Origin of the sequence: Lactococcus sp. S-13 (assembly GCF_004210295.1) — a bacterium.
Classification (GTDB): Bacteria; Bacillota; Bacilli; order Lactobacillales; family Streptococcaceae; genus Lactococcus.
In genome coordinates this window covers 1,991,761-2,004,928 of record NZ_SDAK01000001.1, presented here as the reverse complement: position 1 = coordinate 2,004,928, position 13,168 = coordinate 1,991,761, and the positions used below count along the sequence as shown (strand labels likewise).

Genomic DNA, 13,168 nt, shown 5'->3' with positions numbered 1-13,168 from the left:
TTCCTAATCTAAGCGAAAAGATAGGGTTGGCAATCTGCCAATCCTAACTTTCCTGCTCTAAATATCTGTTATTATTTGAGGTAAGCCGTTTTGAAATCGTACATCAAACCAGTTGAACCGAAATGAACCCCTTTGAGGTTAGGATTGCGAAGAACTGGTGTGGTACGGAAATAAAGCGGATTGAGGTTTGATTCATTGTAGAGCGCTTCTTCAGCCGCTTTATAATCTGCATAGTGTTTTGCAGGGTCAAGGGCGTCTGTTGTTTCTGCTGCTTTAACGGCATTGTCGTAAGTTACGTTATTGATTTTACCGTTATTGTTTGGCCCATCTTTCACAAACAAATCAAGGAATGTTGAAGGTTCAGCGTAGTCACCGCCCCAGAGTGAGATGACCATGTCAAAGTTACCTGTTGTAGAGTCATTCAAACGTTGTTTGAATGGTACCGACTTGATATTGAGTGTCAAACCTGGAAGTTGTTTTTCCCAAGCTTGCTTAAGGAAAGTTGCTGAGTCCTTAGAGGCCGAGCTGTCATCAGTTGTCAACGTCACTGTGAGGTTTGTTTCACCGATTTCGCTCAACCCTTTTGCCCAAGCCGCTTTCGCTGCTGCTGCATCGTATTTGTATGGTTGAGCCGCATATTTTGCAAAGTCTTCACCAGTGTTGGTTTGGGCCATTCCTGCTGGTGTCAAGCCTGTAGCAGGATTAGAAGCTGGTGTTACTGTATCAACATATTGTTGACGGTCAGTAGCAAGGTTGAAAGCTTCACGGATATTTTTGTTAGCAAGTGCTTTATTTTTTCCAGATTGGTTATATTGGATATAAGCTGTTGTGGCTTCATGTAGTGAAGTAACATTTTTGTTATCTTTATTCGCTTTGAAGAGGTCTGGGTCACCAATACTTGCTTGGTCAATCTTACCTTGTTTGTAAAGGTTAAATGAAGTCTTGACATCTTGAACAACTTGGAAGTCAATGGCTTTTGTCTTCACATCCTTTTTATCCCAGTAGTCATCATTTTTAACGATTGAGAAAGTTTGATTTGAACCGTTCCAGCCTTTTGATTTTTCAAATTTATAAGGACCTGAGTAAACCATCTTTTCTGATGATGTACCATATTGTTTACCATATTTTTCAACAACTTTTTGGTTGAGTGGGTAGTAAACACCATTAGCAGTCAAATATTCAAAGTACGGTGTTGGTTGAGCAAGTGTTACAACAAGCGTTTTATCATCTGTTGCTTTAACACCAAGCGTTGATTTGTCCCCTTTACCAGAGTTAATATCATTCGCATTTTTAATTGCACCAAGAAGGTAACCATATTCTGATGCTGTCGCTGGGTCAACTGCACGTTGCCATGAGTAAACAAAATCTTTAGCTGTCAATTTATCGCCATTTGACCATTTCAAGCCATCACGAAGGTGGAAAGTATAAGTCAAGCCATCAGATGATACATCCACTGATTTTGCCAATTCTGGTTTTGCTTTACCATTTTTATCCACACGAGTCAAACCAGCATTAGTATTACCAATGATGATATTTGAGTATGTATCTGTAGCCAATGATGAGTCCAATGTTTGAATTGGTGATGACAAATTCCATTGAATGTCTTTTGACGATGATGATGAGTCACTGTTTCCACAAGCCGCGAGTACGGCTACTGAACCAAGCGCAACGGTACCTAAGGTAACCTTTTTCCAAGTCTTCATGTAATTTTCCCTCTTTCATGAATGATCTCTGACTTTGTAATTTTTAGTATTGTCAGAAAATTTATTATATTGGTATTATACTTAATTCAATCTAAATTGTAAAGTATAATGGCTAGATTTTCTCAAAATTATCATTTAAAAATTTTATAACGGAAATAATTCACAAATTTTCATCCAGATAAATTTTCTTGAAAACGCAATTTGATTTTTTACAGAAAACATTATTTTCAGAAAATTCTGCACTTCTATATTATACCTTCTCTTACAGCGAAATGTCAATAGAAAAAGATGAATTTTCAGAAAATCCATCTTTTTGTCATTTATTTAATATAAGCTGTTTTTAAATCAAAAGCTAGGCCTGTAGAATGGAAATCAAGTCCTTTGATTGCTGGATTCATTAAAGCTGGGTTAGCTTGAAAATCAATCGGATTAATATAAGAACCTTGATAGAGGAACGTTTCTGCAGCTTTGTAATGCGCATCAACTTTCGCTGGATTCAAGACGTCTGGAACTGTTGTTGCTTGTTTAAATGCTGTATCATAATCGGTACTTGAAAATTTCCCATCATTGTAAGATTGCCCTGTGGTGAAAAGTTGCAAGAAAGTTGAAGGTTCAGCGTAATCACCGCCCCAACCTGAAATTACCATATCGAAATTACCATTTTGTGCATCATTGAGACGTTGTTTAAAAGGCACAAGTTTCAAATTGATTTTCAATCCTGGTAGATTTTGCTCATAGGCCGTCTGCAAGAAATTCGCAGTTGCTTGTGAAGGCGCTAGGTCTCCTGCTGCTTCAAGACCAAGTGTAACTTTACTCAAGCCAACTTCCTCCATACCTTTTTTCCAAAGTGCTTTCGCTTTTGCTGGATCGTAAGTATAGCCCTGTTTTGCGTAAGTCGCAAAATCTTCCCCACTTGCTGTTTTGCTCATTCCAACTGGGGTGAAGCTCGTGGCAACACTAGAACCTGGCAGAGCAGCATCGACGACAGCTGAACGGTTAGTCGCCAAATTGATTGCTTCACGGATATTTGGGTTGGCCAGTGCTTTTTGCGCAGCGGGGCTAGAGGCATTTTTACCAGATTGATTGTATTCAATGTAATCCGTCCGGGCTTGTTTAAAAGTCGTGTAGCCTTTAGTTTTCTTATTAGCTTCAATCAAGTCTGTACTAGACAACAGCGTAAAATCGAGTTTCCCTTGTTTATAAAGTTGAGCTCCTGTGTTAGCATTCGAAACCACTTGAAAATCAATTTCTTTAGACTTAACTGCTGCTTTGTCATAATAGTTTGGATTCGCATAAATTGAGAAGGTTTTATTAGTGCCTGTCCATGCTTTTTCTTTCTTGAACATATAAGGACCGTTATAAACGGTTTTATCTGATGATGTTCCGTATTGTTTCCCATATTTTTCCACAACTTTTTGGTCTAGCGGATAGTAAACTGCTTGTGACAGGAGGAATTTGAAATAAGGCGTTGGTGACGCCAACGTAACAGTTAACTTGCTTTCACTATCAGCTTTGACACCTAGGCTATCAACAGCTGCTTTTCCAGCAATGATATCATTGGCTTTAGAAATAGCTCCCAAAAGGTAAGCGTATTCTGAACCAGTCTTAGGGTCAACGGCACGTTGCCAAGCATAAACAAAGTCTTTTGCTGTCAACTTATCTCCATTCGACCATTTTAAATCGCTCTTGAGGTTAATCGTATAAGTCAGTCCATCTTTTGACACATCAATAGATTTCGCCAACGCCAAATCTGGAACCCCTTTGTTGTTCACTCGTGTCAATCCTTCTTCAACATTCCCTGCCACATCATAAGAATACTGGTCAACTATAATCGTTGAGTCCAATGAGGCAATGTCTGTTGGAACTGAAAATTGAATATTTTTTTGTTGGCTCTCCTTAGCTCCGCACGCTACCAAAAGTAAACCTGATAGGACGGCGGTTGTAGTCAAAGCTACTGCTTTTCTCTTTTTCATGTTAAACTCCTTCAATAATTTCACAAAAAACGAATTTTCTTAGTTTTCTGAAAATTCATTATGGCGACTATTATACTATGCTGACCTTAAATTGTCAAGTGAAATTATATATTTTCTGATAATTTAACAAAAGAAAAAATCCTGATACTTACATCAGCATTTTCTCTTAATATCAAATCAATTTTTCGACAACTTCAGACAGTTTCATACTATTAGAACCCTTAAATAGGACTTGGTCTGTCGGTTGAAGATTTGCTGACAAGATTTCCGTCAGCATTTTTAAATCTGAAAAATGACTGACGGGCTTATCCGCAGCAACTTTTTCAAGGTTTTTCATCAGTGGACCATAGAGGTAAACCGCATCGAGTTTGGTAAAATCAAGGCTTTCCAAGACTTGCTCGTGCAGCTGCACTGCTGTTGGTCCAAGCTCCAGCATATCAGCAAGCACAGCAATTTTGCGCCCGTTTTTGTTTTTAGGAATGGCTTGGAAAGTTTCCAAAATCAAGCGCATAGCAGTTGGATTGGCATTATAAACATCACTGAGCAAGTCTGCACCATTTTTAGCTTTTTTCCACTCGGTGCGATTTCTAGTCAGCTCAACTTGTCCTAAAGCACTGCGAATTTCTGGCTCACTCAAGCTATAATGGCAGCCAACATAGGCTGCTAGCATCGCGTTCGTTGCATTATATTTTCCTGGAACAGGGATACTGATTTCGTCATTCAAAAAGTTAGTTTCAAAAGTCAAACAATCTTTGTGTTCAATCAATTTTGTGATGTACAATTCTTCGCCAGAAGCACCGAATCGCGTAATTTTTTGATTTTCTGGAATAAAAGTATTGATAATCGGATCAGCAGGTGCAATTAATTCGCCGTGTAGACCTGCTGTAATCCCCATTTTACCTTTGGCAATATTTTCCCGGCTTCCCATAAATTCGAGGTGAGCTTCACCAATCAGTGTGATGACAGCGAGCTCTGGTCGGGCGAGCTTTGATAGAAAATCAATGTCTCCTGGATGATCCATTCCCATTTCCAAAACCAATTTTTCTGTGTCGTCCGGCATATGCAAAACGGTATAAGGTAGCCCAATTTCGTTGTTATGATTGCCTTGTGTTTTATAGGTTTTGTATTTTTTAGACAATACAGCTGCAATCATATCTTTAGTCGTTGTCTTACCGTTCGATCCTGTCACAGCAACAACTGGAACTTGCGTTTTCTCAAGATAATACTGAGCAAGTTTTTGGAAAGCTTTGAGATTGTTCTCGACCAAAAGATGAGGCTGCTCAACTGTTTTTTCTGAAAAGGTCATGATTGCCCCTTTTTCAAAAGCAGTCGGGATAAAATCATGGCCGTCGCGCGCACCATGCAAGGGTAAAAAAATGTCGCCAGCCGTGATTAAACGGCTGTCAAATTCAATATTATTTACTGACGCATTTGTCAGCTGTGACCAATCATTTTTTGCGCCAATGACCTGAGCGATTTCGTGAATTGTGAGTTTCATAATAGCTCCATTATAACATTTTTACTGACAAAAAAGTCCGTCAGTAAAATGACAGACTTCTTGTCTTTAGGCAAGATGTGCTTCTCTGATTTCAAAGGCTGATTTTGCCAAATCCACCAATTTTTCAATCAAATCAGAATAGCTCAAGCCCATATTTTCCCAAAGTAATGGATACATTGACCATTGAGTAAATCCTGGAATAGCATTAATCTCATTGAGATAGACATTGCCGTTTTTGGTCACAAAGAAATCACAACGCGACAAACCAGCACCGTTCACTGCTTTGTAGGCTTGTGTTGCAAAATCTTGAATTTTTTGTGCCAAATCTGCTGGAATTTTTGCCGGAATATCCATTTGAATTTTATTATCAATGTACTTAGAGTTGTAGTCATAAAAAGCTACATCTTTGACTACTTCACCTGGTAAAGTCGCTGCAACTTCACCACCATTACCAAGAACAGCACACTCAATCTCACGCGCATCAACTCCTTGTTCAATAACAACACGGTTATCGTATTTATAAGCTTCCAATAGTGCAGGTTCCAGCCCAGTTAAATCATCAACTTTCGAAATCCCAACACTTGACCCCATATTTGCCGGTTTAACAAAAACTGGAAATTCAAGTTTTTCAACGACTTCTTCAGCAATTTCAGCCTGATTTTCGTCAGCAAATGCCGCTACATAAGGCACTTGAGGCACACCAACAGCTTCAAAAACGTGTTTTGCCAAAAGTTTATCCATCGTGCTTGATGCTGACAAAATGTTTGGCCCAACATAAGCCAAACGTAAAATTTCTAAGAAACCTTGGATAGAGCCATCTTCTCCCATTGGGCCATGCAACACTGGGAAAACGACCGCATCTTTTTCATAAATTGCCGCTGGTGAAATTTTTGGTTCAGCAGCTGCTTGATCATTAGACATCAATTTTTCATCGGCTGCTGGTAATTCTGTAAATTCTTGCGTTTTTACAAAATCGCCTGATTTGGTAATGAAATAAGTTTTAACTATAAAACGTTCATAATTGACCGCACGCATCACTGATTCTGCAGACAGAACAGAAACCTCATGTTCAGCTGAACGACCACCATATAACAAAATTAATGTTTCTTTTGACATAATCCATCCTTTTTTACTGACAGAACTGCCAGTAGCTTTTTCCTCATACGAATATTTTGTAACTTACAAAAAGCATCCGTATCGTCTTGTCCATTTTACCACAGTAAAATTTAAATTTCCAACCGGTTCTCTACCGCCTTAGACAATGTAACTTCATCAGCGTACTCAATATCTGAGCCAACAGCTAAGCCCCGCGCTAATCTCGTTACCTTAATACCTGCTGGTTTAATCATCCGTGCCAGGTACATTGCTGTCGCTTCACCATCAGAAGTGGCATTTGTCGCAATGATAATCTCTGTCACCTCTGAGTCCATGAGTCGTGTAATCAATGATTTAACATTGATTTCATCTGGAGAAATGCCATTCATTGGACTAATCGTTCCGTGCAAGACATGATAAAGACCACGATATTCTCGTATTTTCTCCATAGCAAGCACATCTTTTGATTCTTCAACAACCAAAATGGTTGACTTATCCCGTGTTGAATCCGTACACACGGCACAAGGATCATTTTCTGTTAAATTGCCACAAATCGTGCAAAAACGCAGATCTCGCTTTGCCGACAACAAATTTTTAGCAAACTCATTGACTTCTTGGTCGTCCATGCCAATCGTATAAAAAGCCAGTCGAGTAGCCGTTTTTTGTCCAATTCCAGGCAATTTTGAAAACGACTCAATCAACTTGGCAATAGGTTCTGGATAATACATAATTCACCAATTCTTCACTTGTTAATATTTTCTCTAGTTCATCCATTTTACTATAAAACATTTAAAATGAAAAGAAAACAAAACAGGGAAATTTTTCGTGATTCCCCTGTTCTCTTATCCTACTGTGCTTGATAGACTGGATTAGAATAATAAAGATTTGTTATTTCTGTCACGATATTCTGATTGGCCTTTGTTCCGCTGCTTGCGTTAGCTTCCGTGTTATCTGGTAAGACAACTGCAATCGCAATTTGTGGATCATCTGATGGCGCATAAGCCACAGCATTATTAGCTGTTACTGTGACTGTTGTTCCGTCCGGAAGCAGTTTATCTGCTTCGGAAGTCCCTGTTTTCGCTGAGATTGATACATTAGCAACACTCATTCCTCTACCTGTTGTATAACCTCCGCTACCGTGAACGACAGCATACATCCCTTGATGAAGGACATCCATATTATCTGGCGTAATGTTCACCTTGTCCATAATTTTAGGTGTGATATTTTTAACTAAATTTTTCATCGAACCATCTGAACTTCCTTCGTAGATTCCTTGGACGATGTGAGGGGATAGACGCGTTCCGTTATTCCCAATAGTCGCTGCATAAACTGCTAACTGTAAAGGAGTGTAGTTATCATACTGGCCAAATGCTTCAAACAAGACATTGACTCCCGCAGCAGCATCAGATTTTGCAGAGGGAAGATAACCTGTGGATTCCCCAGGGATGTCAAATCCTGTCGAAGCTCCTAGTCCATATGAAGCATAAGCCTTTCTGAGTTCCTCATAGGCTTTTTCTCGATTACTGTTATCAAAATATTGACCGGCTGCTGTGTAAGGTGCCCCCATCATTCTCATCGCTAGTTGAATCATGTAGGTATTGGATGAATATTGCAAGGCTTGAACTGCGGTCAAAGGCATTGGTGAGTAATCCCCCCACCAGTCATTGATTGGTGGAGAACCTTTAAATTGAATGGACTGAGCAGTCAAAGTATCATTTCCAGAAATCACTCCCGCATTCCAGGCGGCCGTCAATGTTCCCATCTTGACTACAGATCCTGGGACGAAGATATTTTGGAAAGTCCCTAAAACATCGGAAGTGATCACCCCTGTACTTGCATCACGATTGTAACCAGACATCGCAAGGACTGCTCCTGTCTTGGCATTCAAGACTACCGCATATGCCCCACGGTTGTACTGACCATAACCTTGTTGAATCAATTGTTGGAGTTGATTTTGGACAATATTGTTGACCCCATCTTCAAAGTCCATATTGATCGTTAATTTTAAATCATCCCCACGTTTACCCGCTTGGATTGTTTTTGTGCCTGAAACATCACCATTTTTGTCAAATTTGACTTTTTTGATGCTATGGGTTCCTTGAAGATCACTTTCATAACCTTTTTCTAAGAGCCCTGTTCCGACACGGTCATTACGCTGATAGCCTTTTTTCAGATAACTATCTAAATCTTCAGCCGGAATCCCTGCCTTAGAGCTTGTGATTTTACCCATAAGTGGCGTTAATGAATTTTGGGCATATGTACGATCCCAAGATGTTCCAATACTAATTCCAGGAAGTTCACTTTCTCGTTCAGCTATGGTCGCTTGTTGCTCTGCCGTGATACTACCAGATGCAATCATTGTGCTGTTATAAACCATTGTGCTGTTCATTTCTTTGAAAAGTTTAGCTGCAAATTCTTGCTCTGGTGTGAAATTCAAGTCGCTGTCTTTTACTTTAGACAATTCGACCTCATAAATATCGGTTCCTGATAAATCATTTCCTTGTTTATCGGTTTTTTCTTTTTTGGTTAAGCTTTCCGAAATCTTTTCAAGATTGGTAGCATCAGCTAAAAAATAGTCCTTTTTATCACGAGTTGTCAAAGTTCCAGCATCAATTGTATTTGACAATATGGTTGCTAACTTATCTGCAACTTCTCGCATCTCACTCGCTGTGGCATTTTGACTGCGGGTAAATTCAACGGCTTGCACAGGCACTGTACTTGCCAAGGGTTTTCCTGTCGCATCATAAATGCTCCCACGCGGTGCACCGCTAATAATTTGAACATTTCCTCCAGCGCTCACTGCTTTCTCTGCATAGTAATGAGGGTTCAGAACTTGCATATTAAAAAGTTTCCCAATCAAAATCATAAATAGAACAAAAATAACAAAGAATAGCAGATTGATTCTTGTTGGAATAGATTTTGTTGGATTTTTTAAGACTTTAGGTGCTTTAGTTGAAGGTTTGGTTTTATTTTGCTTATCGTTTTTTCTTTTATTTGACATTTCGTCTCCAAGAGCTTTGCTTACTCAAAATTTATACTTAAACATTTTAACATATTTATGCTCAGTTTACCTTACAATTTTTGTTACTTTAAGTTTAATCAAGAAAAAATATTTTAGCAAGTAAAATACAACAAAAAAAGGAAAAACTTTAAGTATTTCCTTTTACTCGTTTTTTTAATTTCGAATCAAATAATCAAAGGCACTAAGTGCAGCGGTTGCTCCACTTCCCATCGAGATAATGATTTGTTTATAGCGACTATCGGTGCAATCTCCTGCGGCAAACACACCATCAAGGACTGTACTTTCCGCTTTATCTGTAATGATTTCACCACGTGAGTTGAGTTCGAGGGTATCTGCCAACCAGTCTGTATTGGGAACTAAGCCAATCTGTATAAAAACCCCAGCTACTTCTAGATGAGTAAGGTCACTTTGACCACGCACTTGATAATCCAGTCCTGTCACTCTGTCTGTCCCTCTAATGGCTTTGGTTTCAACATTGGTCAAGACGGTCACATTTTTCAGACGAGCCAGACGTTCTTGCAACACTTTATCCGCCTTAAGTTCAGGTAAAAACTCAAGAACGGTAACATGAGCAACCACGCCGGCTAAGTCAATAGCAGCTTCAATACCTGAATTTCCTCCGCCAACTACCGCAATATTTTTTCCAGCAAATAAGGGGCCGTCGCAGTGCGGGCAATAAGCCACCCCTTTAGTCTTGAACTCTGCTTCACCTGGAACGCCTAAATCACGCCAGTGCGCACCAGTAGCTAGGATGATTGCTTTGGTTTTTAAAACCGCACCATTTTCTAAACTTAACTCGACGAGCTCTTTTTTTTCTAGTTTGACTGCTCGGTGTAAGTTCATGATATCAACAGGGTATTTTTTGAGATGTTCTTTAAGTTGTTGAGCAAGCTGTGTTCCTTCGATATAGGGTGTTCCAATCAGGTTTTCAATACCCAAAGTTTCTAAAGGTTGACCACCGAAGCGCTCAGCAACAAGTCCTGTGCGTATTCCTTTACGGGCAGCATAAATGGCTGCACTTACTCCAGCAGGGCCACCACCAACAACTAAAATATCATATGGGGCTTTGTCAGCGAATATATTATTTGTCTCTGGTCCACTAATCTTTTCAACTAATTCTTCGAGACTGGATCTGCCACTGTGAAATTCTTTCCCATTTTTAAAGACTGCTGGCACTGCCATGATGCCTTTGGCTTCAACCTCTTCTTGGAACATTCCGCCTTCAATCATTGTGTGGCTGATGTTAGGGTTGAGCAGGCTCATAATATTGAGTGCTTGAACAACGTCAGGGCAATTATGGCAAGTGAGACTGACATAGGTGTCAAAATGCATGGGTTCTTTAATTGCCCTGATTTTTTCAATGGTTTGCTCGTCAATACGTGGCGGGCGTCCACTCACTTGGACAAGCGCCAAGACAAGGGAAGTTAATTCATGACCTAGAGGCAATCCTGAGAATAGAATTCCCTCACTGCCTTCACGTTCAACGCTAAAAGCTGGTGTGCGACTTAATTTCCCTTCGGTTATCGAAAGTTCTGGTGACAGGTCTGCTAACTCTGTGACGAAATCTCGGATTTTTTTACCTTGTTCGCTCTCATCTGCATCTACCTTTAGAAAAATTGGATTTTCCAATAGTTCAAGGTAGGGGAGGAGTTGAGCGCGTGTTGTTTCATCTAAAAGCATCTGATTTCCCTCTATTTTTCTTAATCAAAAATAAAGTGAGTAAACACTCACTTTTAGTTATTAAATTTTACCGACGAGGTCAATGCCTACGTGGAGACTTTCTGCTCCTTCTTTCCATTTGGCTGGACAAACTTCGCCTGGATGGTTACGAATGTATTGGGCAGCTTTGATTTTATCAATCAATTGGCTGGCATCTCGACCAATGCCGTCAGCTGTGATTTCAACGGCTTGGATGATTCCATCTGGATCAATAATGAAAGTGCCACGTTGAGCAAGTCCTGATTCTTCATCCAAAACATCGAAAGCGCGTGAAATTTTTTGAGAAGGATCGGCAAGCATGGTGTAAGTGATTTTTGAAATGGCATCGCTATGTTCGTGCCAAGCAGCATGGACATAGTGGGTATCTGTTGATGCAGAGTAAACTTCTACACCAAGTGTTTTCAAAGTTGAATAGCTTTCCTCTAGGTCTTCTAGTTCAGTAGGACAAACAAATGAAAAGTCTGCTGGATAGAAGCAAAGGACATTCCATTTTCCATAGAAATCTTGATCTGTAACAGTGATGAATTTTCCACCAAGATAGGCGTCTGTTGAAAATTCTTCGATTTTTTTACCAACTAATGACATCGCATTCTCCTTTTGTGTCGCAATTTTACTCTTATATTATCTCAATATTTGAAAGCGTGGTCAAATTTTTTGATTAAAAGTATGAAAAAATAGCAAAAAAGGCACAAAAAATCACAGTTTCTACGAAATCTGTGATTTTAGGGTAATTATTTTGCTTTCAAGTAGTATTCGTCTTTAACGTTCAAGTTGTCATCAAATTCAAATACGAGTGGTGGGAAGTTAGGGATTTCAACGTCCATGATTTCGTCATCTGACAATTTTTTGATTTGTTTAACGAGGGCGCGGATTGAGTTACCGTGCGCACCAACGAAGACGTCTTTGCCTTCTTTCAAAGCTGGAGCGATTTGATCTTCCCAGAATGGAAGCGCGCGTTCCAATGTAACTTTGAGGTTTTCAGCGTTAGGGATGAGTGAGTCTTCAAGACCAGCATAACGACGGTCGCCGTGTGCTGAGTATTGGTCATCATGAGCCATTTCTGGTGGCAATGTATCGTATGAACGACGCCAGATGTGGACTTGGTCATCACCGTATTGAGCTGCAGCGTCAGCTTTGTTCAAGCCTGTCAAACCACCGTAGTGACGTTCGTTCAAGCGCCATGATTTTACAACTGGTACCCAAAGTTGATCTGAGTATTCAAGAACAAGGTTTGTTGTTTTAATTGCACGTTTCAAAACTGATGTGTAAGCAATATCAAATTCGATTCCTGCTTCTTTGATCAATTTACCAGCGTCAATCGCTTGTTGTGTTCCGTTTTCTGAAAGGTCAACGTCAGCCCAACCTGTGAAAAGGTTAGCAAGGTTCCATTCAGATTCACCGTGACGTGCAAATACTAATTTAGGCATTTTGTGAATTCTCCGTTTATTTTTTACTGAGCGAAATTGAGTTCGTTCGTTTACAAATTTAATTTTACTATAAATTTTGTTTTTTTTCTAGCCTTGATTTTCTGTAAGCCCTTTTATTTACTGACAAAATTGTCTTTTTTTACGTCAGTAAATTTTCGTCAGCATTTTCTCTGTTCTTTTTTTCTTTGGGTGTATTTTATGGATGCTTTTTTCTGACTCTTTTATTTCGTTCATGTAAAAAACATCTCTGTGAGATATATTTGAAAAGTTATTTTTTACAAAAATTTCGTATAATATAACAAGGAGCTTTGAATACGATATGAAAAAAACTTATTTATTTTTAATTGTGAATATTTGCTTATGGCTTTACAGTCTTTGCAGCCTTTTTAAAGTGCTGAGCGCACCAGCTAATTCGTTTGATTTGAGTCTGAAAAAAGGACTTACCTCTATCCGTTCTGCAGTGGGACTTCAGTGGTTTAATTTACGTCATTTTATTTTTAGTTGGCAGACAATCGTTTTCCTTTTAGGAGTGGCCGCTCTCGTTTTTGTGGTCTTTCGCTTATGGAGTATCACTTTTATCTTTCTTGCCATTCTGACGGTAATGACTGGACTTTGGACGGCTTATTATGTGGTCAATAATCAGTATATCCTGACGAATTATTTTACTTTGATTGTTTTGGCTATTTCTTTAGGAAATATCTGGCTATCAGCAAAAGCCTCTAATCTTTAAA

The 13,168-nt window shown here is 39.3% G+C and carries 10 protein-coding genes; 1 reads left to right on the top strand and 9 read right to left on the bottom strand.

The window, feature by feature from the left end; all coding sequences use genetic code 11:
* Positions 1-71 precede the first annotated feature (71 nt).
* The 9 genes from EQJ87_RS10050 to EQJ87_RS10010 form a co-directional block, all read right to left on the bottom strand.
* Positions 72-1,703: a peptide ABC transporter substrate-binding protein gene (locus tag EQJ87_RS10050; RefSeq protein WP_130124455.1), complete on the bottom strand. Its 1,632-nt coding sequence runs from the start codon at positions 1,701-1,703 to the stop codon at positions 72-74.
* A 320-nt stretch (positions 1,704-2,023) separates the two neighbouring features.
* Positions 2,024-3,676, bottom strand: coding sequence for a peptide ABC transporter substrate-binding protein (locus EQJ87_RS10045; RefSeq protein ID WP_130124454.1), 1,653 nt, complete (start codon positions 3,674-3,676; stop codon positions 2,024-2,026).
* Between the two features lie 172 nt (positions 3,677-3,848).
* The gene (locus EQJ87_RS10040; protein ID WP_130124453.1) at positions 3,849-5,174 is read right to left on the bottom strand and encodes a UDP-N-acetylmuramoyl-tripeptide--D-alanyl-D-alanine ligase; all 1,326 of its coding nucleotides are present in this window, start codon (positions 5,172-5,174) and stop codon (positions 3,849-3,851) included.
* A gap of 66 nt (positions 5,175-5,240) precedes the next feature.
* A complete protein-coding gene (locus EQJ87_RS10035; RefSeq protein ID WP_130124452.1) occupies positions 5,241-6,290 on the bottom strand; it encodes a D-alanine--D-alanine ligase in 1,050 nt (349 codons plus the stop codon).
* A 110-nt stretch (positions 6,291-6,400) separates the two neighbouring features.
* Entirely contained in the window at positions 6,401-6,997 is a 597-nt protein-coding gene (gene recR / locus EQJ87_RS10030; protein WP_130124451.1) for a recombination mediator RecR, read from the bottom strand.
* Positions 6,998-7,116: 119 nt separating this feature from the next.
* Positions 7,117-9,270 carry a penicillin-binding transpeptidase domain-containing protein gene (locus EQJ87_RS10025; RefSeq protein ID WP_130124450.1) on the bottom strand — a complete coding sequence of 718 codons (2,154 nt, stop codon included), beginning with the start codon at positions 9,268-9,270 and terminating at the stop codon, positions 7,117-7,119.
* A gap of 174 nt (positions 9,271-9,444) precedes the next feature.
* A complete protein-coding gene (gene ahpF, locus EQJ87_RS10020) occupies positions 9,445-10,971 on the bottom strand; it encodes an alkyl hydroperoxide reductase subunit F (RefSeq protein WP_130124449.1) in 1,527 nt (508 codons plus the stop codon).
* Positions 10,972-11,031: 60 nt separating this feature from the next.
* Positions 11,032-11,595: an alkyl hydroperoxide reductase subunit C gene (gene ahpC, locus EQJ87_RS10015; protein ID WP_130124448.1), complete on the bottom strand. Its 564-nt coding sequence runs from the start codon at positions 11,593-11,595 to the stop codon at positions 11,032-11,034.
* Positions 11,596-11,741: 146 nt separating this feature from the next.
* Complete coding sequence (locus tag EQJ87_RS10010; RefSeq protein WP_130124447.1) at positions 11,742-12,437, bottom strand: phosphoglycerate mutase; 696 nt, start codon at positions 12,435-12,437, stop codon at positions 11,742-11,744.
* A gap of 319 nt (positions 12,438-12,756) precedes the next feature.
* Here EQJ87_RS10010 and EQJ87_RS10005 point away from each other — a divergent pair, with 319 nt between their 5' ends.
* Positions 12,757-13,167, top strand: a complete 411-nt coding sequence (locus EQJ87_RS10005; RefSeq protein WP_130124446.1) for a hypothetical protein — start codon at positions 12,757-12,759, stop codon at positions 13,165-13,167.
* Position 13,168 lies beyond the last annotated feature (1 nt).

What these genes read in the sequence shown, in the direction of transcription:
- EQJ87_RS10050 (WP_130124455.1), bottom strand. Translation starts at nt 1,703, where the DNA reads ATGAAGACTTGGAAAAAGGTTACCTTAGGTACCGTTGCGCTTGGTTCA.
- EQJ87_RS10045 (WP_130124454.1), bottom strand. Translation starts at nt 3,676, where the DNA reads ATGAAAAAGAGAAAAGCAGTAGCTTTGACTACAACCGCCGTCCTATCA.
- EQJ87_RS10040 (WP_130124453.1), bottom strand. Translation starts at nt 5,174, where the DNA reads ATGAAACTCACAATTCACGAAATCGCTCAGGTCATTGGCGCAAAAAAT.
- EQJ87_RS10035 (WP_130124452.1), bottom strand. Translation starts at nt 6,290, where the DNA reads ATGTCAAAAGAAACATTAATTTTGTTATATGGTGGTCGTTCAGCTGAA.
- recR (WP_130124451.1), bottom strand. Translation starts at nt 6,997, where the DNA reads ATGTATTATCCAGAACCTATTGCCAAGTTGATTGAGTCGTTTTCAAAA.
- EQJ87_RS10025 (WP_130124450.1), bottom strand. Translation starts at nt 9,270, where the DNA reads ATGTCAAATAAAAGAAAAAACGATAAGCAAAATAAAACCAAACCTTCA.
- ahpF (WP_130124449.1), bottom strand. Translation starts at nt 10,971, where the DNA reads ATGCTTTTAGATGAAACAACACGCGCTCAACTCCTCCCCTACCTTGAA.
- ahpC (WP_130124448.1), bottom strand. Translation starts at nt 11,595, where the DNA reads ATGTCATTAGTTGGTAAAAAAATCGAAGAATTTTCAACAGACGCCTAT.
- EQJ87_RS10010 (WP_130124447.1), bottom strand. Translation starts at nt 12,437, where the DNA reads ATGCCTAAATTAGTATTTGCACGTCACGGTGAATCTGAATGGAACCTT.
- EQJ87_RS10005 (WP_130124446.1), top strand. Translation starts at nt 12,757, where the DNA reads ATGAAAAAAACTTATTTATTTTTAATTGTGAATATTTGCTTATGGCTT.